This is a genomic window from Halomonas sp. V046, from assembly GCF_052645355.1.
The window spans coordinates 125,643-149,324 of the sequence record NZ_JBQXYF010000010.1; the positions used below are offsets into that span (position 1 = coordinate 125,643).

General features: G+C 65.6%; 16 protein-coding genes. 10 read left to right on the forward strand and 6 right to left on the reverse strand.

Going from position 1 to position 23,682, the window contains the following annotated elements; genetic code table 11:
• The first annotated feature begins 85 nt into the window (after positions 1 to 85).
• Both ACUN9Y_RS14940 and ACUN9Y_RS14945 read left to right on the forward strand, forming a co-directional pair.
• Positions 86 to 541: an Rrf2 family transcriptional regulator gene (locus tag ACUN9Y_RS14940; RefSeq protein WP_445461513.1), complete on the forward strand. Its 456-nt coding sequence runs from the start codon at positions 86 to 88 to the stop codon at positions 539 to 541.
• A gap of 91 nt (positions 542 to 632) precedes the next feature.
• Positions 633 to 1,211 (forward strand): hypothetical protein, encoded by a 579-nt coding sequence (locus tag ACUN9Y_RS14945; RefSeq protein WP_445461514.1) that lies wholly within the window; start codon positions 633 to 635, stop codon positions 1,209 to 1,211.
• On the opposite strand, the gene ACUN9Y_RS14950 is transcribed toward ACUN9Y_RS14945, so the two are convergent.
• The 5 genes from ACUN9Y_RS14950 to phnD form a co-directional block, all read right to left on the reverse strand.
• Positions 1,208 to 4,099, reverse strand: a complete 2,892-nt coding sequence (locus ACUN9Y_RS14950; protein ID WP_445461515.1) for a putative bifunctional diguanylate cyclase/phosphodiesterase — start codon at positions 4,097 to 4,099, stop codon at positions 1,208 to 1,210. The two genes, ACUN9Y_RS14945 and ACUN9Y_RS14950, sit on opposite strands and share 4 nt — an antisense overlap.
• Before the next feature lie 116 nt (positions 4,100 to 4,215).
• Entirely contained in the window at positions 4,216 to 5,025 is an 810-nt protein-coding gene (phnE, locus tag ACUN9Y_RS14955; protein ID WP_445461516.1) for a phosphonate ABC transporter, permease protein PhnE, read from the reverse strand.
• Complete coding sequence (gene phnE, locus ACUN9Y_RS14960) at positions 5,019 to 5,816, reverse strand: phosphonate ABC transporter, permease protein PhnE (protein ID WP_445461517.1); 798 nt, start codon at positions 5,814 to 5,816, stop codon at positions 5,019 to 5,021. Before phnE (ACUN9Y_RS14960) ends, phnE (ACUN9Y_RS14955) begins: the two co-directional genes overlap by 7 nt.
• Positions 5,816 to 6,601 carry a phosphonate ABC transporter ATP-binding protein gene (gene phnC, locus ACUN9Y_RS14965; RefSeq protein WP_445461518.1) on the reverse strand — a complete coding sequence of 262 codons (786 nt, stop codon included), beginning with the start codon at positions 6,599 to 6,601 and terminating at the stop codon, positions 5,816 to 5,818. Before phnC ends, phnE (ACUN9Y_RS14960) begins: the two co-directional genes overlap by 1 nt.
• 115 nt (positions 6,602 to 6,716) lie before the next feature.
• Positions 6,717 to 7,706, reverse strand: coding sequence for a phosphate/phosphite/phosphonate ABC transporter substrate-binding protein (gene phnD, locus ACUN9Y_RS14970; protein WP_445461519.1), 990 nt, complete (start codon positions 7,704 to 7,706; stop codon positions 6,717 to 6,719).
• 281 nt (positions 7,707 to 7,987) lie between these two features.
• On the opposite strand from phnD, the gene ACUN9Y_RS14975 reads away from it, so the two are divergent.
• The 8 genes from ACUN9Y_RS14975 (at position 7,988) to ACUN9Y_RS15010 (ending at position 21,850) form a co-directional block, all read left to right on the forward strand.
• The gene (locus tag ACUN9Y_RS14975) at positions 7,988 to 8,584 is read left to right on the forward strand and encodes a histidine phosphatase family protein (protein ID WP_445461520.1); all 597 of its coding nucleotides are present in this window, start codon (positions 7,988 to 7,990) and stop codon (positions 8,582 to 8,584) included.
• Positions 8,585 to 9,300: 716 nt separating this feature from the next.
• A complete protein-coding gene (locus tag ACUN9Y_RS14980) occupies positions 9,301 to 9,576 on the forward strand; it encodes a hypothetical protein (protein WP_445461521.1) in 276 nt (91 codons plus the stop codon).
• Positions 9,573 to 9,965 carry a hypothetical protein gene (locus tag ACUN9Y_RS14985; protein WP_445461522.1) on the forward strand — a complete coding sequence of 131 codons (393 nt, stop codon included), beginning with the start codon at positions 9,573 to 9,575 and terminating at the stop codon, positions 9,963 to 9,965. Before ACUN9Y_RS14980 ends, ACUN9Y_RS14985 begins: the two co-directional genes overlap by 4 nt.
• Before the next feature lie 121 nt (positions 9,966 to 10,086).
• Positions 10,087 to 11,703, forward strand: coding sequence for an LTA synthase family protein (locus ACUN9Y_RS14990; protein WP_445461523.1), 1,617 nt, complete (start codon positions 10,087 to 10,089; stop codon positions 11,701 to 11,703).
• Positions 11,700 to 19,430 (forward strand): SDR family NAD(P)-dependent oxidoreductase, encoded by a 7,731-nt coding sequence (locus tag ACUN9Y_RS14995; protein ID WP_445461524.1) that lies wholly within the window; start codon positions 11,700 to 11,702, stop codon positions 19,428 to 19,430. The genes ACUN9Y_RS14990 and ACUN9Y_RS14995 overlap by 4 nt, the downstream gene beginning before the upstream one ends.
• Positions 19,427 to 20,821 carry an aminotransferase class I/II-fold pyridoxal phosphate-dependent enzyme gene (locus tag ACUN9Y_RS15000; RefSeq protein ID WP_445461525.1) on the forward strand — a complete coding sequence of 465 codons (1,395 nt, stop codon included), beginning with the start codon at positions 19,427 to 19,429 and terminating at the stop codon, positions 20,819 to 20,821. The genes ACUN9Y_RS14995 and ACUN9Y_RS15000 overlap by 4 nt, the downstream gene beginning before the upstream one ends.
• A gap of 577 nt (positions 20,822 to 21,398) precedes the next feature.
• Positions 21,399 to 21,668, forward strand: coding sequence for an Rz1-like lysis system protein LysC (gene lysC / locus ACUN9Y_RS15005; protein WP_445461592.1), 270 nt, complete (start codon positions 21,399 to 21,401; stop codon positions 21,666 to 21,668).
• Entirely contained in the window at positions 21,665 to 21,850 is a 186-nt protein-coding gene (locus tag ACUN9Y_RS15010) for a hypothetical protein (protein WP_445461526.1), read from the forward strand. The genes lysC and ACUN9Y_RS15010 overlap by 4 nt, the downstream gene beginning before the upstream one ends.
• 529 nt (positions 21,851 to 22,379) lie before the next feature.
• Here ACUN9Y_RS15010 and ACUN9Y_RS15015 read toward each other — a convergent pair.
• Positions 22,380 to 23,435, reverse strand: coding sequence for a glycosyltransferase (locus ACUN9Y_RS15015; RefSeq protein WP_445461527.1), 1,056 nt, complete (start codon positions 23,433 to 23,435; stop codon positions 22,380 to 22,382).
• Between the last annotated feature and the right edge of the window lie 247 nt (positions 23,436 to 23,682).

Below are 23,682 nucleotides of genomic sequence, written 5' to 3' on the forward strand. Positions count from 1 at the left end.
CTGGATTACGACTATTCTCATAATGATAGAGTCCTGACTCGTCTTTACCTGACAATGACGCCATGACGGCGTCCGGACCACGCCGATGCATCTTACACGTTTCACCGATTACTCCCTGCGCGTTCTGATGTACCTTGCCGATGCCGGCAATGAACGCACCACCATCGCCGAGATCGCCTCACGCTTCTCGGTCTCTCGCAATCATCTGATGAAGGTCGTGCAGGAACTCAGTCGCCTCGGCTACGTCTCCGCGGTACGGGGGAAGCACGGCGGACTGTCGCTTAAACGTGCGCCGGACAGCATCCGCCTGGGAGAGCTGATTCAGGACACCGAGCATAGCCTGTCGTTGATCGAGTGCGACGGCGATGAAGACGCCTGCTTCATGGCCCCGGTGTGCCGTTTTCGACAGATCGCCAATGAGGGCCTGATAGCCTTTCTTGCGGTGCTCGACCGCTACACCCTGGAGGACCTGATGCACCCTGAGTGCCGCTCCCGCCTAAAGGAATTGAAGCTGATCGAATTGTGCTGCGAAACGGCTTGAGCCAGCGCGCCCCAACCGCCTCGTCGCGGCATTGGGACGCGCGCCCTAGGCCGTGATAGCCTCGCTCTCGTTACGCCTGCGAGGAATCATCATGCCCTGCCGTTCCCCCCTTCGCCGTCTCGGCGCCCCGTTACTGGTGGCACTGGCGGCGATGTCTATCTCCGCCGCCACCCTGGCGGAGAACTACAACACCCAGGGACTCGAGCACCACGGCGACTGGCAGTCCCTGTCGGTTGCACTAGGCGCCGAGCGCCATGTGCGAGCCGTACAGCGCGCGAGTTATACCGACGCCATGCTCAGCGTCAATGCCACCCCTGGGGCCTGCCTGAGCCCCTGGCTCGAACTACGCTCGGCGCTGGGCGCACAGCAACCCCACAGCGAAGTGGTCAACGCGGTTCCGGTCGATGTACTGGTTGACGATCACCGCGCCCTGACCGGTCGCGCCGTGCTGACCACGGAACGCGGCGATGATGGCCTCTATCTGCGCTTTGACGAGCTCGATGTGGCCGCTCTTCAGCGCCAGATGACCACCGGCACCACACTGAACCTGCGTATCCGCATGAGCGACAGCGTGGCGGATTACTGGTTCATGGCATTTTCCCTGGATGGCGCCGGTGAGGCCCTCGAGCGCCTGGCAGTGCTGTGTTCCCGCCAGGCTGGCGGCGCCTAGGACGACTTCGGCAACGGGTCCAGCTGCGCCGCCACCGGTAACCTCTGCGACGCCTCCCTGGGCGTCAACCAGCGCTGCGCGAAATCGTCTCCGGACAGCGGCCGGGAGTACAAGTAGCCCTGTCCCAGGCGACAGCCCATGTCGCGTAGTGCGCGGACCTGAGCGACGGTCTCGACGCCCTCGGCCACCGCCTGCATGCCGAGACGGTCGGCCATGGCGATGATGGTGGCGACAATGGCATGGTCGTTGCTGTCGCTGAGCATCTCGCTGACAAACGACATGTCGATCTTCACCGACTGCACCGCGAAACGCTTGAGGTAGGCGAGTGACGAATAGCCGGTACCGAAGTCGTCGATCGACAGCGCGAATCCCGCCTTGCGCAGGTGATTGGTGATGCGAATCGCCTGCTCGGGGTCCGCCATGAAGCCACTCTCGGTGAGTTCAAGTCCGATATCGTGGGGCGAGAGACCGGCATCATCGACGATATTGCACAGCAGGCCGGCGAGGCCCGGATCTTCGAACTGAGCGGCGGCCAGGTTGACGTATAGACGACCGGGCATGGCCGCCAGGCCCTGGTCACGCCAGCGTCGCAGCTGGCGGCAGGCCTCACGCAGCACCCATTCGCCGAGCGCACCGACCATGCCACGCTCCTCCGCCACGGCGATGAACTCGCTGGGACTGACCCAACCGAGTCCCGGGTCGTACCATCGGCAAAGCACCTCTGCCGCCATCAGCGAGCCGTCCTCCAGCAACACGCAGGGCTGATAACACAGCTGTAACGCGCCCTGTGCCAGCGCCTCGTTGAGGCGTGTGGCCAGCACCAGGCGGCGGCGGAGATCGCGGCCCATTTCCGCCGCATAGAAGCGATAGCCACTACCGCTTTCCTTGGCGTGATACATGGCGATATCGGTGTGCTTGAGCAACTCCCGAGGGCCATCGCCGTCCTCGGGGTAGAAGGCTACCCCAATACTGACTTCGACGTTGAACCGATGCCCATCGAATGCCACCGGCGCCGACAGTGCACTGAGGAGCTTCCCGACCACCTGAGCGGCACGAATCTCGTCGGCCTTCTCGACCATGACCACAAACTCGTCGCCACCAAGGCGAGCAAGACTCTCCGTATTGCCCAGACAGTTACGGAACCGAGTGGCGACTTCGCTGAGGACCCGGTCGCCGACGTCATGTCCCTGGCTGTCGTTGATCTCCTTGAAACGATTGAGATCGAGAAACATCAATGCGAGACGACTCTGACAGCGGTCTGCTTCGCCGATGGCCGTCTGTAGCCGGTCCATGAAATAGACGCGATTGGGCAACCCGGTGCCGGGGTCGTTGTAGGCCAGATGACGGATATGGGCATCGCTACGACGGCGTTCGAGCTCCGCCGAGGCACCGGCGGCAAAGATGCGCAGCAAATAGCTGACCGGTTCAGGGTCCAGCAGCGGCGTACGAAACAGCACGAAGATCATCCCGATGGCATCGCCGCTGGCGTCTTCCAGCCGACGCCCGACGTACGCCTCGATAGGCATATCGACCAGTTCGGCGGCACGGGGATACTGCTCTTTGACGCCTCGGGCGATGAGGTGTTCGGAGTGGCGAAACGTCTGTTCGCACGGCAGTCCGGAAAACCCGTAGCGAAACTCGGCCGCCGGGGCGCCGTTGACGAGGCCAGCCAGCAGAGTGGCCTCCAGCGGCACGCTATCGTCGATGCGTGAAATGAAGACGGCATCGGCGCCGAGGGCATCCACCAGCCGCCTGGCGAGCTGGCCAAAGAAGGCATCGTCGCTACGCGCAGACACGGCCTCGGCCACGTCGAGCACCGCACGTTGGGTGCGCTCCTGATGACGCCGCGCGCGCAGTGTCTGGAGGCCAAAGGACAGGTTGCCGGCCAGCTCGCCGAGCAGCTCAAGCTCATCATCGCTGATACGAAACGCCTGTTCCTGCATCAGCACCAGCACACCGGTGAGACCATCGCCGAACTCGAGTGGCAACGCCACCTCCCCGGCAAGCGCAGGCGTCTTGGCCAGGGTCGCGCAGACGGCACCGGAGATGCGTGACGAAAATGCCAGTGCTTGACTGTCATCCAGACATCGTCCCTGCGACACCAGCCCTGCGGGGGCCTCATCGGACCAGCGCAGCCGGCAGTCAGCCAGCAGGTGGGCATCACGACCCGCCGAGGCCTGAGGGATAATGCACTGCCCATCACCCTCCGGGGCCAACCCCGTCCAGGCCAGGCGATAGCCGCCGTCCTCCACCGCCAGGCGACAGACTTCCTGAAGCAGGGCCGTCTCATCCTGGAGGCGGATGACCGCCCGGTTGACCAGTCGCAACAGCGTCAGCGCGCGATGAGTGCCATCCAGCTGATGATTGAGTCGAGCCATCTGGGAGGCGGTTCTGGCCAGCGCATATTCCGCCTTGCGCCCCACCAGCTCCGCACCGGCCCTGGCCGCCGTGATTCTCAGCACCTCCTGGGCCAGGTGGACGCGATGGACGGAATGGCGATAGATCGCGGCGACGATCCCGATCATGCTGTCGTCGGGTCCTATCATCGGTACCCCGAGATAGGCCTCCGCGCCCAACCGGGACAGCATCTCATCGTCGGGAAACGTCTCGGCGACGCTCTCGCGAAAGATGCACGCCTCGCGATCCAGTACCCGTCCGCAGGGCGTTCCGGCCAGGCCGTACTCAAAGTCGTCCGCTAGCTCGCCGTCAACGCACACGGCGAGCGTCCGAATCCGCTCGGTCCCGGATACCACGCGCCCCACAAGGACGACGTCGGCGTCAAGGATCGTCGACAACAGGCGGACCAGATACGGATAAAAATCATCGCCCCCGTTCCGCGAGAGACCATCGGCGAGCAGCTGGAAGGCCCTGCGGGCATCCATCTTCATGATCGAAGCATTCTCCGGACGTCTCTCTGTGGCCAGGGTCCCTTATCGATCATAGCTCATGTGCCAAATCGGCGGGGGGTGGCCCCTTACGCTGCCTCGCCGACGCAGGCTCCCGCTCACAGCACACGACGACGCAGCACTCCCGTGATGGCTTCGCCGAGCACCACGAGCAGGATGATGGCGCACAAAATGGTCGCGACCGTCGGCCAGGCGAAGGTATCGATGGCCCCCTGCAGGATGACACCGATACCGCCGGCACCGACCAGGCCAAGCACGGTGGATTCGCGGATATTGATGTCCCAACGCAGAATGACCACGGCGAAGAATGCCGGCATCACCTGAGGCACCACGGCGTAGAGGATCACCTTGGGGCGACTGGCGCCGGTGGCCTCCATGGCCTCCACCGGACGCCGATCGATCTCCTCGATGGCCTCGCCCATCAGCTTGCCGACGAAGCCAATCGAGCGGCACATGATCGCCAGAATGCCGGCCAGCACCCCGGGACCGAAGATGGCCACGAACAGCAGTGCCCAGATGATCGTGTTGACCGAGCGGCTGGCCACCAGAATGAAACGCCCAAGCCAGAGGCAGGCACGATTCGGCGTAGTGTTCTGGGCCGAGATGTAGGACACGGGCAGCGCCGCGAACACGGTCAGGAAGGTCGCCAGGGTGGCGATATGCACCGTCTCGATCATGGCGTCGACGATCTCGCCGAGGCGACTGGGGTCGGGGGGCCACATGCGCTCGCCGAGACTGTGAATCTGAGCGGGAGCATCCCACACCCAGGGCCAGAAGATGTCCACGTCGCGGGCCGCCCACACCAGCACCGCCGTCACCAGCAGCAGCACCGCCAGTCGCGTCCAGCGCTCGCGACTGTCGTAGCGTACCCAGACACGACTGGCCACCGGCTCTTTCGAGGTCACCATACGCGCTTCCTTACCCAGCCGCTGACGCCTTCACTGGCCAGGATCACCGCGATGATCACCAGCAGGATGGCGAAGGCGAAGTCATAGTCATAGCGGCCGAAGGCGTTCATCAGGGTGCTCCCGATACCGCCGGCACCGACGATGCCCACCACCGCCGAAGCACGTAGATTGCTATCGAGCTGGTACATCGACAGGCCGATCTGGCGTGGCAGAATCTGCGGGAAGACGGCGTAGGTCAGGGTCGCGAGAAAGCCTGCCCCCACCGAGCGCATGGCCTCCACCTGGCCCCAGTCGATCTCCTCGATTTCCTCGGCGAGCAGCTTGCCGACGAAGCCGATCGAGTAGAGCGTCAGGGTCAAGATCCCGGCCAAGGGCCCGAAGCCCACCGCCTTGACGAACAGGATGGCGACGATCACCGGATGGAAGCTGCGCGACACGATGATCACGGCGCGCCCCACCAGGTAGACCGGTCGCGGCGAGATATTGCGCGCCGCCATTACCGCGAAGGGGATCGACAACAGTACGCCAAGCAAGGTCGCCAGCAGCGCGATCTGGAAACTCTCCTTGAAGCCCGTGGCAAGGAGCTCCAGGCGTTCGAAGCTGGGTGGAAAACCGCCACCGAAGATGCGTGCCGCCCGCGGTAGCCCTTCGCTGATCCGCCCCCAATCGAAGGGAAGCGTGGCCAGCGCCCAGCCAAGGTAGCCAAGCACGGCGACGGTCAGGGCAAAACGCAGCCAGGGGCTGGCGATGAACGGAGGCTTGCGCCAGGTACGAGCGGGTCCGGTCGCCATCAGGCCTGCTCCTCGCCCACGCTGGGCGCCACGCTTTCATCCGGCGCCTCGATGCCGCCATAGACTTCCTCGAGGGCGGCCTTGTCGAAGCGCTCGGGGGGGCCATCGAAGATCATCCGCCCGTGGCGCAGGCCGACGATACGCTCGGTGTAGGCCCGGGCCTGGGCCACATTGTGGATATTGATCAGCACCGGCAACGACAATTCACTGGCCAAGGTCTGCATCAGCTTCATGATCTGTTCGCTGGTCACGGGGTCGAGCGAGGCCGTGGGCTCGTCGGCCAGCAGAATATCGGGCTCTTGCATCAGCGCTCGCACCACACCGACGCGTTGACGCTCGCCGCCGGACAGTTCGTCGGCCCGCTTGTTGGCATAGTGGGCGATGCCGACCCGCTCCATCAACTCGAACGCGCGCTCGATGTCGGCCTGAGGGAAGCGACGCCGCCAGGCCTGATAGAACGACACGTAGCCTAGCCGACCCGCCAACACGTTTTCCATTACCGTCAGGCGGTCGATCAGGTTGAAGCCCTGAAACACCATGCCGATACGCCGCCGCGACTGGCGCAATGCCTGGCCGCGAAGGGTCGACAGCTCGCAGCCATTGAGCTTGATCGACCCCGAGGTGGGCTCGATCAGGCGATTAATGCAGCGCAGCAAGGTGCTCTTGCCGGCGCCAGAGGCGCCGACGATGGATACCACAGAGTTGCCCTCGACGCTCAGGTCGAGTTCCTTGAGAACCGGTTCATGACGTCCGTAGCGCTTGACCAACTGAGAAATCTCGAGCATCGCAACACCCTGAAAATGAGTCCGCGACGCCGGGGCATGGGCCCCGGCGCCGCCACCTCGGCGGTCATGCCCGAAAGGCCATGGTCCGCCTACCGACAACGCTTTTCAGGCTGCCTTATTCCAGGTTGTCCGCGGTGTAGCTCACACCGTTGGAGGCCTGGATGGTACGAATGACTTTCCACTGCTCCTGATAGGTGATCGGAATGAACTTCTCGACGCCCTCGAATTCCTCCCCCAGCGCGGTACCGGCGAAGTCGAAGCTGAAGAAGGCCTCCTTGATCTTGTCGACGAGCTCGGGATCAAGGTCATGGGCATAGGTATAGGACGTGGTCGGGAACGGCTCCGACTCGAAGATCATGCGCACGCTGTCCTCATCGTAGAGCCCCCGGGCGGCCATGCGCTCGACCACTTCCGACGCCACCGGAGCGGCATCGTAGTCGCCGGCGACCACGCCTAGCATCGACTGATCATGGCTCCCCGAATAGACCACTTCATAGTCCTCGTCGGGAACCACCCCCTGTTCCGGAAACAGCGCCCGTGGCGCCTGGTTGCCGGAGTTGGACGTCGGCGAGGTGTGCGCCACGCGCTTGCCCTTCAGATCCGGCAGGGCCTGGATACCCGAGTCGGCCTGGGTGTAGACCTGCAGCGTGTAGCCGAAGCGCCCGTCGTCTGAGCCCATCAAGGCGAAGGGCACGGCCCCAGCCAGATTGACGGCGAACGGCGTCGGCCCGGTCGAGAACCCCGCAATATGCAGCCGGCCACTGCGCATCGCCTCGACCTGGGCCGAGTTCGACTGCACGGCGAAGAAACGCACGTCTTTCCCGGTGACCTCCTTGAGATGATCGATGAAGGGGTCCCAGATGTCGGCGTAGATAGCAGGATCCTCGACCGGCGTGTAGGCGAAGATCAGCGTATCGGGATCGGCAAGCTCGGCCGTATCTTCGGGCGGATCGGCCACCAGGTCGCCGTCACGATCGCAATAGAGGGTGTCCAGATCACCGCGTTCGCAATCCTGGGCCGCCGCCCCGGCGGCCAGCAGGCTCAAGGAAACCAGGAGTCCAGCCCGCAGGCCCCACACGGCGCCTGACTGAGAAACATATCGCATGGCGTGCCCCACCTTTGGTGTGCTGTATTGTGATTATGGTTAGCCCGCGGCCGTAGACGTTCGCACAGACGTTCACGGACGGCGCCGTTGGATGGCTTCGGCCCTTCATTGCGGCTCGTACCGACATTGGCCTCACCTACTTCCGAGTGACCAAGGCAACCGCAGCGCTCGGCTCTCCGTCAGGGGCTCGATGCTCCCCAAGGGTTCACAGACGAACATCCACCCGGTATTTATGAGCGATATCGAATACCCATAACCTCAATCTAGGAGGTGGCTCTCCAATGTCAAACCCACGACCCTTTGATTTTTCACGCTGTCACAACCATTACCTGGTCATGCGCCACGGCCACAGCCAGGCCAACGCCATGGGTTTGATCGTGTCGTCGCCGCAGGAGGGGCTCGCCGGCTACGGCCTGTCGCCGAAGGGACACGAGCAACTGGCCAGGCGCCTCGACGAATGGCATTTAGCGCCACCGACCCACCTGCTGCACTCCGACTTCCTGCGCACCACGGAAACCGCCGCCCATGTAGCCGCACATTTCGGGCTCACCGCGCGTGCCGAGCTACGTTTGCGCGAACGTTTCTTCGGCAATTTCGACCTCGGACCCGACCACGCCTACGCCGCGGTATGGGCAGAAGACGCTAGCGATGCCAGCCACCAGGGCGGTGGTGTCGAAAGCGTTCGGGCCGTGGCCGAGCGCCTGACACGCCTGATCGAGGACCTGGAGAACGAGCTCGACGGTGCCACCATCTTGCTCGTCGGCCACGGCGATCCGCTGCAGATTCTGTTGACCGCCGCCGCCGGACGCGACCTGGCCAGCCACCGCGATCAGATCGCGCTGGTACCGGCCGATGTGAAGCCTCTCGTCACGCCCTGAACCACCCCTGAACCACCCCTGAACCACCCCTGAACCACCCCTGAACCACCCCTGAACGACACGTTCGAGCACTCTCTAGTTTCACGCCCAGGTTTCACGCTCTAGTTTCACGTTCTAGTTTCACGCTCTAGATACAGACTTGGCCTTGCCCCCCGGCCGATCGCCCCCCGGCCGATCGCGCCTTGGCCAGGCGCGATAAGCCAGGCGCGATAAGCCATGCCCCATGACGCCTCCTCCCATGGTCCATGACGCCTAGGCCTCGTGACACCTAGGCCTCGTGACCGCAAGGCATCGATGACGCTTCGTCACCGACGCCAGTCGACCGGCACGACACTCGAAAAGCGCCCAGCCATGCACGGCCACGACGGCACTCGTGGTGAGGGGCGACCCGGCTGTGGATACATCGGTGGACAATCACCGTCAATATCGGTGGACAAGCTGTCTATACCTTGAGGAAACCCCCGCCTGGGAGGGTGTGCAGCGCCGCACACTGCGACACATAGACTGTGGACAGAGTGGTACCGCAGCCAGGATCCACTGTGCTTTCTCGGTCGCACTCGCGATGCAGGGCCCCTCCGCCATCGCCACAGGCTCGCTGCTGCGCAGCCTCGACCGAGCCATCGACGGATCCCATGGTATGTTCGAGGCGCCTCACCGTCCTCAGGATGCTAGTGCTTATGAATGACCCGAAAGACTCAGGACAATGATGGAGCACCATGAATAGCGCCCCCTTACCTGGCGCAGCATCGGTGCCGGATGTCCAGACTGCCATCGTCGCCCCCAAGGCGCTGATCGCCATCACGCTGAGGGTCTATCCGTGCCCTGTGGACCCGGCTTCGGGCCAGCCGGTCAACACCGAAACCGTCATTGCCGTGGTGACACGCCGCTCCCACCAATCTGGCCGCCCGGCTGCGCCTCGCCGCAGGTCGTCGCTGTCGCTCCATCGACGCCTGCACCGGTGGTATCGCCACACCCTGATCGGTCAGGCATGAGCCGGCCGCGCCCATTCCTGCTGCTGCAGGGGCCGTGCTCGCCGCTTGTCGCCGAACGCGCCCGAGCCCTGCTCAACGACGGCCATGGGACGCACCTGATCGATGTGTGTGGTGAAGCCGTGCTATATCACGCCGGCCTCACCCACCGCGCCGACGGCGACAGCAGCCGGCTAGATGCCTTCTGGGCTGAGCCGCTGCCCTCGGAGCGGCGGCTGTTTCACGACCTGTGCACCAACTTTCTGCACACTCTGCTGCACACCGTGCAGATCAACGAAGGATGCTACTGTCGCCGCGGCAGGCGTCTTGCCGTCGAGCAATGCGTCCAGCGCTTGAGTGCCGATGCCTTACCCCTGGAGAAGCTCCTGACATGGTTGCCCCGCGCGGCTTGACGCCCTTGCTCTGCCCCGCCGCTACCGCCGTCGGCGACGGCGCTCATCGGCCTGTGCCATCCACTTGCGCAGCGGTGCCGCGACGGACTGCGTGGTACTGGTACGGCGGCGGAGCCACCCCATGAGCTCCGCTACCGGACTGTCCATGGCGACCACACTTGTCGCCGTGCTCGGGCTGCCGCTACTGGGGGGGATGGGCCTGAGCCTGTGGCTCACCACCTTCGAGCTACCCTCGTCCTTGCCTGCCTGGCGGCGCACGCCCGCGGCCTTCATGGTGCACTCGGGCACTTGGCTGCTGGCCTTCGTCATCGCCCTGGCCCTCCTCCAGCGAGGATGGTTCGCCGCGGCCCTGACGACCACCTTGCAATGGGTCGTCCTGCAGAGTCACCGCGCCAAGCAGGCTAGCCTCAAGGAGCCCTTCCTGGTCCAGGACTTCGAGTACTTCATCGACGCCATCCGCCATCCACGCCTGTACCTGCCCTTCTTTGGCATCTGGCTCGCGATCGGTGCCAGCACGATGGCGATCGCAGCGATCGTGGCATTTTTCCACTGGGACCCATGGCTGCCCGACGCCATAGGCGTCACCCCCTTCGCCCTGACCGTCACTTCCTTCGCCCTGACAGCGGCGACAGCGTTGGCCTGGGGCATCCATCGACTGCCCGGCATCAGCCTGTGTCCCCGGCGCGACGTCGCACGCCTGGGACTTTGGAGCACCTTCTGGGCCTACGCCCGCTACCCGGCCGCACCGATCGATACCCGCTTGTCGCCCCGGCGCTTCTCCATCTCTCCCGGGGCGATCGGCTCGCCCTCGACGCGTCCTCACCTGGTGGTGGTCCAGGGCGAGTCCTTCTTCGATCCGCGACGCTGGACGCCCGGCCTCGATACGCCGCTGCTGACGCAGTGGGATACCCTCTGCCGCGATGCCATGGCCTACGGTCCGCTCAAGGTGCCGGCCTGGGGTGCCAACACGATTCGCAGCGAGTGTGCGTTTCTCACCGGACTCGGCCCAATGGCACTCGGCATGCACCGCTTCATGCCCTACCGCCAGCTGTCCCGCCAGAGCGTGCCGAGTCTGGCCCACACGCTCAAGTCCCTGGGCTACCGTACGGTGGTGCTTCATCCCTACCCGGCCCGCTTCTACGCTCGCCACCTGGTGATGCCAAGGTTGGGCTTCGAGCGTTTCGACGATATCGAGAGCTTCGATCCCACCCGCGACCGGGATGGCCCCTTCATTGGCGATGCCGCGCTGGCCTCCCGTGTCGCCGGACTGCTGGCCGACGAAGACCCACGTCCGCTGCTGGTGTTCATCATTACCATGGAAAGCCATGGGCCGTTCCACCTCGAAACGTCGCCGCTCCCGCCGACCGCCTCCGTCACCGCGTCCACCGCGTCGACCGGCCCGCTACCCGCGGATGTCGACCACGAGCTCTCTGTCTACCTGCGACATCTGGCCAACACCGACGCCATGATCGGCAGACTCGCCGCCCTGCTGAGCGCCGCGTCTCGCCCCGGCGTGCTGTGTGCCTATGGCGATCATGTCCCTCCCCTCGGCCCCAGCTATCGGCACTTCGGTGAGCCGCTGGGCCAGACCGACTACCTGCTGTGGTCCACCGAGGGCAGCAGGGCTGCCTCGCCCTGTCGTCCGCTGCGCCTCGACGCGCTAGGCGAAGCCGTGCTCGATGCCGTGCTCTCGACAGGCGACGTCTCCCCCTCACCGCCAAGCAAGGAATCGCCATGACCCGGCGCATCGCTATCATCGGAGCCGCCACTCGCTTTCCCTCAGTGGCCGGAGAATCGTTCTGGGAAAGCCTGGAAGCACAGCGCGACCTGGTCAGCGAAGTCGACCCCTCGCGCTGGGACACGGACCTCTACCGCCATCCGGACCGCCGCTCGCCAGGCACCAGCGTCACCTTCGCCGCCGGTAGCCTCGGTGACGTACGTGGTTTCGATGCCGAATTTTTCGGTATCTCCCCCCGTGAAGCCGCCAACATCGACCCCCAGCAACGTCTTCTGCTCGAACTCGCCTGGGAGGCCATGGAGCACGCCGGGGTGCCGCCTTCCACGCTGAGGGGCAGCCGTACCGGCGTCTATATCGGCATTTCCAGCATCGACTATGCCTATCGCCATACCGACGATCTCGAGGCGCTGGATAGCACCTCCGCCACCGGCAATACCTTCAGCATCGCGGCCAATCGGCTGTCTTACGTGTTCGATTTCAAGGGCCCGAGCATGGCCCTCGATACGGCCTGCTCATCATCACTGGTGGCCTTTCACCAAGCCTGCCAGGCGATTCGCCATGGCGAGTGCGAAATGGCCTTGACCGGCGGTGTCAGTCTGCACCTTCACCCCTTTGGTTTCGTCGTCTTTTCCAAAGCCAAGATGCTCTCCTCCGGTGGTCGCTGCCGGCCCTTCGATGCCGACGGCGACGGCTACGTGCGCTCCGAAGGCGCCGGGCTCTTCCTGCTCAAGGCGCTGGACCAGGCACTCGCCGATGGGGACTGCATCTTGGCCGAAGTCGCCGGATCGGCGATCAATACCGATGGCCACAAGGCCGGCCTGACGGTGCCCAGCGCTGACGCCCAGGCCTCCCTGCTGCGCGAGGTCTATGCCGGCGCCGGGCTGACCGCCGAGGAGATCGATTACCTGGAGGCGCACGGCACTGGCACACCGGTGGGCGATCCCATCGAAACCCGCGCCATCGGCGAGGCCCTGGGCCGCCATCGCCGGACACCACTACCGATCGGGTCGGTCAAGAGCAACGTCGGACACCTGGAGACCGCTGCCGGGACCGCCGGCCTGAGCAAGGCACTGTATTGCCTGAATCGGCGCCGTATCCCCGCGACTATCGGCATCACCGCCTTGAACCCCCGCCTCGAGCTGAATCACGCAAATCTCGATATCGTCACCCAGGCCCGCTCCCTGCCCGCCGCCAAGCGTCTGGTCATCGGCATCAACAGCTTCGGCTTCGGTGGCGCCAACGCCCACGTCATTCTGACGTCGGCACCCGACGCACTGTGCCAGCCACGCACCGCGCCAGGCCCCCGGCGTAACACCGCGGCACGCCTTCCGCTGCTGCTATCGGCCCGGGGTCGCAATGCCCTGCTGGCGCAGGCCGAATGCCTGGCCGAGCACCTGGCACAGCACCCTGACAGGTACCAGGAACAGCCCGAGGCCTTGTACGATCTCGCCTATACCCTGTGCCACCGCCGGGATGCCTTGACCGATCAGGCGCTCGCCTTCGTCGCCAACGCCGATGACGCCTTGGCAACGCTGCGCGGCCTGGCCGCTGGCGATGCGACGGCCATGGTCACCGATCGACGCCTGGACGCGCCGCAAGGCCCCGTCTTCGTCTACACCGGCAATGGCTGTCAGTGGATCGGCATGGGTCGCACCCTGCTCGCCGACCATTCGCTGTTCGCCGCCACCATCGACCGCCTCGATGCGCTGTTTATGCCTCTTGGCGGCTTCTCGCTGCGCGCGACCCTGGCGCGCGCCGACGACGACACCGGCGATGGCTATGCCATCACCGAAATCGCACAACCGGCGCTCTTTGCCGTCCAGGTCGGCCTCACCGAGGTCCTGCGCCAGGCCGGCGTCACACCCAGCGCCGTCATCGGCCACAGCGTCGGCGAGGTCGCGGCGGCCTGGGCCTGTGGGGCCTTGGGCCTCGAGGATGCGGTGACGGTGATCGCCCGGCGTAGCCAGGCGCAAGGCTTGACCCACGGCCTCGGCACGATGACGGCGGTCGCCTGTGGCGCCGAGGAGATCCTGCCCTGGCTTGAGCGCCCGGCCTACGCCGCGATCTGCCTGGCCGGTCACAATAGCCACCGCGGAATCACCCTGGCCGGCCCCGCCGCGGACCTCGACGGTCTCGAGCGCGCCCTGGCCGATGACGGCATTGCCAGCTTTCGCCTCGACCTCGACTACCCCTTCCACAGTCCCGCCATGGACCACATACGAGAGTCACTGGTTGCCTCGCTATCGAGCCTCGCGCCGGGCGAGTCTCGGCTCCCGCTGTTCTCGACAGTAACCGCCTCGGTCATCGACGGCCCGGCAATGGACGCCGACTATTGGTGGCGCAACGTGCGCTACCCGGTGCGCTTCGCCGAAGCCGTGGACACGGCGATCGACGCAGGCCACAACGTCTTCGTCGAAATCGGCGCCCACCCGGTACTACGACGCTACCTGGACGAGCAGTGCCAGGCGAAGGAGCACGACGCGCGCATCATCACCACCCAGAGCCGTCATGGCAACGGCCTCCAGGAGCTGGAGGCCGCCCAGGCACGCCTCTGGCTTCATGGCGCGCGGGCACCCCTGACGTCCACCTTTCCGCACCCCGGTCGACGGCTCGACCTGCCCACCTATCCGTGGCAACGACAGCCGCTCTGGCTCGCCCCCAGCGGCTTGGGACAGGGGCTACTGGAGCGTCGCGACGAACATCCCCTGCTCGGCCACCGTCGGCGTCAGGAACCCGACTGCTGGACCCAACGCCTCGACACCACCCGGCAGCCGTGGCTCGCCGACCATCGCGTCGGCGGCATCCCCGTGTTTCCGGCCGCGGCCTACGTCGAACAGGTTCTGGCCGCCGCGCTACTGCGGCACCCGGCATCCGTCGTCGAGATCAACGACATGGAGATCCTCGCTCCGCTGCTGCTGGACGCCCCTTTCGGACGTCAGACGCGACTGCGAGTGGATGATCAACGACGGGTATTCATCGACGCCCGCGATCTCGACCAGCCAGAGGCCTGGCAAGCGCATGTCCAGGCTCGCCTCGCCCCGGCACCGCTGGGCTTGATGTTGAACGTCAGCGCGCCTGAACGTCCCGCCGGATCCCCGCAGATCACTCTGGATCGTCACCTGGCCGCCGCACGCCGCCGCGGACTCGACTACGGCCCCGCCTTCCAGTGGCTCGCCGGCGGCTGGCGAGTGGATGGCGAGGTCATCGCCGAACTGACACCGCCGCCGGCCGACGACCTCGGTGTCCACTTGCCGCCCGGCGCCCTGGATGCAGCGCTCCAGCTCTTTCTGCAGTTACTCGAAGACGATAGCGCCACCACGCTCCCGGACATGGGCTTTCTGCCGGTCCGCATCGGCAGGCTCCAATTCAGTGCCAACGCAGGACGCCCGAGGTGGGCCCGTGCGGTGTTGCGCCAGCGCTCACCGCACTCGTTCTGCGCCGATCTGTGGCTGTACGATGGCAACGACCGCTGTGTCGCGGCCCTCGGCGACGTGCGCTTCAAGGCCGCCCCCCTGGGCGGCGGCGAGGCGCCCCGCCAGCGTCATATCAGGACCGTACTGACGCCGGCTCCGCAATCGGTGTTCACCGCCCCTGCCGCCCCGCTGGGCGACTCGGCGAGCCTCGAGCGTCTGGCCAAGGCCTACCGCGCGGCATCCGGTCAGCACTATGGCCAGGAGATCGGCCCCTTGCTCGACCGCTTGAGCGACGCCTTCGCCGAGGCGGCGCTCGACCGGCTCGGCTTCTACCCGGAACTGCCGGAGACCGCGCTCCCCGTCCGAGGCAACCGACATGGGGCCTGGCGAGAGCTGGTCTCCCAGCTTCTGTGCAGCGAGTCCCTCACACTCGCCGCCCATGGCTGGACGCGCTCACGCGAGGAAGATGCCGTATCGGCGGAGGCGGTCTGGCAACTGCTGTTCGCCGAGGCACCGGAGCAGACCGCGGCTCTCCACCTGATCGGACGCCATGGCCTGCACCTGGCCGACCTGCTGGAAGGAAGCCTCGAGGGCGAGGCCCTCGGCATCCATGACGATGCCCTCGCCGGCCTGGTGCCCTGCCTGATCGGAGAACACGGTTGGCAGTGCCTGATGTCGGCGCTGGTCGCGGCGCTGGAGCAAAGCCTGGCGACCCTCCCGCCGGGCCAGCGGCTGGGGATCATCGAGGCTGGCGTCGCCGGGCCAAGGCTCGGCGAAGCGCTAGCCCACGGACTGGATCCCGACCGCATCGACCTGCACGTGATGCCGCTCGGCGCCGAGGCCTGCCAGCGGGCCAAGCAGCTGGTGAAACGTCATCCCCGTATCACCCAGGACCCGCGCCAGTTCTCGACGGCGGCCCCCCAATCCTCGCTTTCCACTTCGGCGCTCCCCGCTGCTGACACGGGCCCGGTTCAACCGGCGAGTCCCGGGGCCTGGGCCGACCTGCCGCCGCGGGCACAGCTGGCCTGGGTGGTGCCCGCTTGTCATGACCTCGCGGCCAGCCTCGCCATGATCGATACCGTCCTGGCCCGCATGGCACCCGGGGGCACCGTGGTGATACTCGTTGTGCCGCCGAGTCGCTGGTGGGCGGCACTGGCGGCAACCCCTGGCCTGCCTTCCGCGTCGACCCTGTGCACCCCAGAGGCCCTGCGTGAGCACCTACAGGCCAACCACACGGCGACGGTCACGACGGTTAGCCTGGAGGAAGGGCCCTACGGGGCTCGGCTCCTCCATCTGTCCGGGGTCAACGCATCGCCGTCTCATGGGAGACCGCAGCCCTGCCGGGTGCTGGCCGCCGACCCCGGCTCGCGAGCGCTGGCCGAACGCCTTCAGGCGCGCCTCGGCAAAGACACCTGGGTGTGCACAGATGAGGCGACCCTGACCGACCGACTGGCCGATATCGAGCGCACCTGCGCCGCCCAGTCGTGGGAGGTGATCGACCTGCGCGGTATGGCCACCGGGTCCTCCACCAACGAGCACGCCGCCGCCAACGACACCCACCCAGCGCAGCACTGTGCCACGGCCGCACTCGATCGCTGTGAGCAACTCACGCAATGGCCGCAGCGCCTGGCGCGCCTGGTTCACTCATCCGCCCCCTCCTCGGCCTCCTCTCCGACGCTGGCGCTGCGTATCGTGACCCGCGGTGCGGCGCTCAGCCTCGACGGCGACGGCAAGCTTGCAGCGGGCGAGCATGACCCCGGAACAGCCCCCGGCAGCGATCGTGCCAGCCCCCAGCCCGCACCGCTGTCCGATGTCGTCGCCTGGGGCTTCGCGCGGTCGCTGGCCAACGAGCTACCCGGCACCGACGTCGGCCTGATCGACCTCCCCTTCGGCGCCATCGATACCGGTGACGACACCGTTTCAGACGGCGTGATCGATGCCCTGGTCCGACAGCTCGAGACGGCCGACGCCGAGAGCGAAGTGGTGCTGGATCACTACGGCAGGCGCTGGGCCACACGCCTGCGCAGCTTCTGCCCCGAAGCACCGACCAGCGCCACGCCGGGGGCTTGCGACGATGCCTCGGCGCTATCCCTGACGATCGACCAGCCCGGCCAGCTCAAGCGCCTGAACTGGGAGCCTAAGCCACTGGCCCCCCTCGGCCCCGATGACGTCGAGGTGCGAGTGCTGGCGACCGGACTCAACTTCCGCGACGTCATGTATACCCTCGGGCTACTCAGCGACGAGGCGCTGGAGAACGGCTTCGCCGGGGCGACCCTCGGGCTCGAATTCTCGGGCATCGTCGAGCGTTGTGGCTCAGCGGTGACCACCCTGTCGGTGGGGCAGGCGGTGGCCGGTTTCGGCCCCGCTAGCTTCAGCAATCGACTGATCGCCCCACGCCACAGCGTGGCTCCGGTGCCCCAGGGTATCGACGTGCTCGCCGCAGCGACGATCCCGACCGCCTTCTTTACGGTCTACTACGCCCTCGTCCATGTTGCCCGGTTACAGCCCGGCGAACGGGTGTTGATTCATGGCGCCGTGGGCGGCGTTGGCCTGGCCGCCATCCAGGTCGCTCAATGGTGTGGCGCCGACATCCATGCCACCGCCGGAACCGCGGAAAAACGTGACCTGTTGCGTTTGCTGGGAGTCGAGCACCGGTACGACTCACGCGGGTTGGACTTCGCCGAGCGCATCCTCGATGTCACCGACAACCGCGGCGTCGACGTGGTGCTCAACTGCCTGTCCGGCGAAGCCATTCACCAGAACCTGAGAATCCTGTCGCCCTTCGGACGCTTCCTCGAGCTCGGCAAGCGCGACTTCTACAGCGACACGGACATGGGGCTACGCCCGTTTCGCCACAATCTGAGCTACTTCGGCATCGACTCCGACCAGATCATGAAGCACCGCCCGGCGCTGACCCACCAGCTGTTCCAGGAGGTCATGGCGCGGTTCACGGATGGCAGTTTCTTCGTCCTTCCCTACACCGCGTTCTCTCGCTCGCGGGTGATCGACGCCTTCCGCTACATGCAGCAGTCGCGACAGATCGGCAAGGTGCTGGTCGTGGAAGATACCCGCAGCATCACCCCCAGTGCGGTTGAAAAGCCTCCCACAGCGTTGCGCCCTTCCTTGGCTCTCGACCCCGATGGCGCCTATCTGATCACCGGTGGTTCGTCGGGTTTCGGCCTGGCCACCGCGACCTGGCTGGCCACACGCGGCGCCCGCCAGCTGATCCTGCTGAGCCGCCGCGGCCCGGTCAGCGACGAAGCCATCACCGCTATCCAGGCCATCGAGGCGTTGGGGACCAAGGTCCACGCGCCGCCCTGTGACATCACCGATGCCGAAGCGCTTGGTGCCGTCATCGGTGACTGCGGTCGAACTCTGCCACCGCTCAAGGGCGTGATCCATGCGGCGGCGGTCATCGATGACGCCCTGATCGCCCACCTCGACACACAGCAGATACGCCGCGTGCTGTGGCCGAAACTGGTCGGCGCCGAACTCCTTGAGCGCCTGACCCGCCACCTGACCCTGGACATGTTCGTGCTGTTTTCGTCGGCCACCACCTTGTTCGGCAACCCCGGCCAAGCGGCCTATGTGGCCGCCAACCTGGGCCTGGAGGGACTGGCCCGGCGGCGACGCCAGCACGGCCAGCCGGCGCTGTGCATCGCCTGGGGCATCATCGAGGACGTCGGCTTTCTCGCCCGCCATACGGCGACCCGTCACGCCCTCCAGAAGCGCCTCGGCAGCGTCGGTCTGTCGGCCCACGGCGCCCACGCCCTGCTCGAGCAGCATCTGCTGCAAGGCTGGCCGGATGGCGCGGTATTGACACTGGACGACAATGCGCTGGCCCGCGCATTGCCGACCTGGAGCCGGCCACGCTTCAGCGAACTGGCGGGGCTGGCAACGGCCACCAGCAACGACGGCGGAGAGCAGGCGCTACGGACCAGGCTCGCCACCATGAACGAGGCCGACAGGCTGGCCTGCGTGGTGACGGTGCTGAGCGTCGAGCTGGCCGCCATTCTGATGGTCGACGCCGACGCCATCGATGCCCATCGCAGTGTCTACGAGCTGGGCTTCGATTCACTGATGGGCGTGGAGCTGGTCACCGCCATCGACGCCCGCCTGGCCGTCAAGGTCCCGGCCATGGCGCTGGCAGAGGCGGCGACCCTGACACGCATCGCCCGGCTTGTCCTCGAGCGCCTCGACCACACGGACGCCGGTGACGAGCATAACGCTCACGCCGAGCGCCACACCATCGCTCACCGGCATGGCAGCGAGACCGCCATCACCACGGCCGACACCTCGGAGATCCCGGAATGACCGATACCTTTCGACATGGCCCTGGCAACAGCGCCGATGATCCCTCTCCCGACAACCGCCGCGAAACCCTCAAGCGCAAGCTGCTGTTAGCGTCGCAAAAAAGCCGTCACGGCCGTTCATCGCCCACGGCTGTTGCCGTCGAGCCCCCCAATCGCCAGCCGCCGGAGCCGCGTCTGGGTGGCCATTCCGACCCCACCGACTTCACTCACCTGGAGGGCCATCGGCAAATTCAGCTGCTGCAGGAACTGGGGGCCGCCCAGGGCATCACCAGCCCCTTCTTTCGCTGCCACGACGGCAGCGCCGGGCCGACCAGTCGCATCGCGGGCCGCGAGGTCATCAACTTCGCCAGCTATAACTATGTCGGCCTCGCCGGCGACCCTCGGGTCAACCAGGCGACCATCGACGCCATCGGCCGCTATGGCACGTCCGTATCGGCGAGCCGCATCGTCTCTGGGGAAAGGCCCTTTCATGCCGAGCTTGAGAGGTCGCTGGCCGCGGTCTACGGCTCTGATGACGCCCTGACCTTCGTCAGTGGACACGCCACCAATGTCTCAACGATAGGGATGCTGCTCGGCCCCGGCGACCTGATCGTCCACGATGCCCTCATCCACAACAGCGTGCTCATCGGTGCCCAGCTGTCCGGCGCGCGGCGCATGCCCTTCGCCCACAACGATGCCAAGGCGCTGGATGACCTGCTGCAACAGCAGCGTCCCTATTTCAGACGCATCCTGATCGTCATCGAGGGGCTCTACAGCATGGATGGCGATGTGCCCGACCTGGCGGCCTTCATCGCGGTGAAACAACGCCACCGGGCCTGGCTCATGGTCGACGAGGCCCATTCCCTGGGCGTGCTGGGGGATCACGGCATGGGACTCTCCGAACATTGTGGGACCAACCCCTGCGACGTCGACATCTGGATGGGGACGCTGAGCAAGTCGCTGGCATCCTGTGGCGGTTTTATTGCCGGCAATGCTCCGCTCATCGACACGTTACGCCACCTGGCTCCGGGCTTTCTCTACAGCGTCGGGCTACCGGCCCAGCTCGCCGTACCGGCGCTGACCGCCCTGGCCCTGCTGCATGCAGAGCCCGAGAGGGTCCATCGCCTACGGCATATCTCGCGTTACTTTCTCAAGGCCGCCCGGGCTCTCGGTCTCGATACCGGCCTGAGCCAGGGCCACGCGGTGACACCGATCGTGCTCGGCAGCTCCGCCCGCGCGGCCCAACTGTCCCAGGCGCTGCTCGAAGACGGCATCAATGTCCAACCCATCTTGCATCCCGCGGTGGCAGAACGCAGCGCTCGCCTGCGCTTCTTTCTCAACTGCGACCACCGCGAAAGTCAGGTCGATAACGCACTTGCTCGCGTCGCGGAGAACCTGGCCCAATTATCTTGATCGGAAGGGTGTCGGAAAGCGGGAAGAACCGGCAGGAGGATAGCCTTAAGGTACAAACGGCGGGCAGAAAGCTGAGAGAGCGCGGAAAGCGGAGAGCGGAGAGCAAAGAGCGGAGAGCAGAGAGCGGAAAGCAGAGAGCAGAGAGCAGAGAGCAGAGAGCAGAGAGCAGAGAGCAGAGAGCAGAGAGCAGAGAGCAGAGAGCAGAGAGCAGAGAGCAGAGAGCAGAGAGCAGAGAGCAGAGAGCAGAGAGCAGAGAGCGGAGAGCGGAGAGCGGAGAGCGGAGGGCGGAGAGAGCAGAGAGCAGAGAGCAGAGAGCAGAGAGCGGAGAGCAGAGAGCAGGGCAGATCGCAGCCAACGCAGAACTGGGCGCCCGCACCGACAACATCGAGCAAGATAACCGGCGCTGGGCGGAACGATTCTCCGAACTCCAGCGGCATCCAGCGGCAACAGGCCCGGATCGACCGGCTGGACACCGAACTGACGGAGGTTCGGGCACAACAACGCACGGTCTACCGCGGCCTGGCGGCTAAACTACAGGAGCTGCGGAATGACATGCCGGACGTTCGTGACTGGGCCGATGCTCGCGCTCCTGCTCCCCTGGTTGGCAGCCTGTGCGAACGGGGCGTATTCACCCGTGAAGCCACCGCCCGTCTCTGCCCCGGTACCGGCCCGCTATCTGGCGCCCTGCCCGGCGCCTCGACTCAGCGGCGCGACTAACGGCGATTCATGGCGATGGGCGGCGGCACTCGAAAGCGCCCTAGTCGAGTGCAACGCCCAATTGGACAAGGCAAGGGCGGTGAACACGCCTTATCTACCAGAACCAGAACCAGAACCGGAGGCTCCATGAGCATTCTTATCCTCCTGGGAATAGTGTTCGTACTCTGGGCCGGCTCGCCCGAATACGACAAGGAACAGTGGAATAAAGACGGGGCCAAGGTGACTATAATCGGGCTTGCCATCGGCGGGGGGCTACTGCTCATTTTTGCCCTCGCCATGCTGCCCGCTTACCTCCGCCTCAAGGGCTACTAGGCCGCTGACCTAGCCCTCGGGTAGCGTGCCGAGGCCCGAGCCGTAATAGGCGGCGGCACCGTAAGTGATGAGTCCCCTGATATCCTCAGCTTTCGTTCGGTCCCTAGTAACGCGCCTCGTGACCAGACGGTGCAGATTGGCCGGGTCGGCGATCAGCCTTGCCATGGCCTTCATCTAGTTAGCCCCTAAGAACCGTTCGATGGCCGTCTGTGCACGCCGGGCGGAAAGCAGAGGGTGGAAAGCAGAGGGCGGAAAGGAAACAAGCTCTGGAGATGCCGGCGACATGAGGTATCTCGGTGACTTTCTCACCGTCCTTGCACGCATTCCTTGCACGCATTCCTTGCTCACTGTCGTCCTTGCTCACTGTCCTTGCTCACTGTCCTTGCTCACTATCCTTGCTCACTGTCCTTGCTCACTGTCCTTGCTCACTGTCCTTGGATCGCGAGTACGCCACCACTGTCGGTAGCGCTCAGAATCGTCATAACACCGCAACAGGGCAGGTGCCATCGGGGCGCTACGCAACCCGGGATCAGCCCTCCCCCCGTCGTTGCAGCCAGAAGCGTCTTGCCCGTCCCGGGTCGCCGATATCTCGCGCCTTGTCGGCGGCTCTCGCCGCCATGCGCCGCGTCTCGCCAGGTGTTTCGAGCAGGCGCACCAGGCAACGCCGCCAGTCATCGGGATCATCGTCGGCAAGCAGGCCGTCCTCGCCATCGCTGACGATGTTTGCGTAGGGGGAGCGCCGGCTGTAGACGCCGACGCCGCCCATCGCCGCGATGTCCAGGAACTTGAGGTGGGACTTGCCGGCATTGAACGGTGTCGGCAGCAGAGGCGCCACACCGATGTGCAGCCGTCGTCGACGCAGGTGCTGGCGATAGGCATCCCACGACAGCGGTCCCGGGGTCTGGATCCGCCCGCGCTCGGCAAGCGCCTCTGGCGTCGCTTGGCCGAGCATCACGATCAGGTCGAGTCGTGGATAGGCATCGTGTACCGAGCACAAGGCGGGCGCGATGTGTTCAAGATCCGAGCGATGGGCCCGAGTGCCGTGATAGCCGAGTCGCCAGCGTGTCCCGGCGACGAAATGCTCCCCGCTCGGCAGGGGCGCCAGCAGCACCGGCGGTAGCTCCACCACCCGGCGATGACACGCTCTCATCGTCACCGCGAGGCTTGCGCTGGTCACGATCACCTCATCGGCCAGCGCCAGCAAGCGCGGCTGACTGGCGCGGGCTATCCATGCCATTCGCTTGCGGTACTGCTCAGGCAAGCTGTCATCGAGGCTCGCCGCCTCGATATCATCGTCGATCAGGTAACGCACGCTTGCGACGTCGACCCGACGCGTTTCCAGGGCGTCGAGCCAGGGTTCCGAGAGTGACCGACAGACCAGCACCTGAGCACCGCGCAGCAGCCGTCCCAGCCATGGCCAGCAAAGCGCCGGAGAGCGCCAACGACGGGTATCCAGGCGTACTACCGATCCGCCCCCGCAGCGCAACCAGGGAGCCGCGGGCGACATGAAGTAGATGTCTTCGGTGGGCCGAGCACCATCGCTGAGCAATACCCAACGGCTAGCCTGACGCTGTCCATGGTACATGGCACCCCCTCGGAACATCCGCACGCAAAGGACGACCCAGACTCGACCGGCCAACCGACATGACTCACCATTAGCCACTAATCACTAGTCACTAGCCAACTCGCCACTCGCCATGCCACCCATTGTCCCCGGTGTCCCGCGCTCAGCGGACCATCGGCTCGGCAATCGAAACCGGGCGCCTGCATTCGAGACCTCGCCATCCCGTTGGCCTTCTGGGCTGATGGCGTCCTCGCGCGGTGGCTTTCCA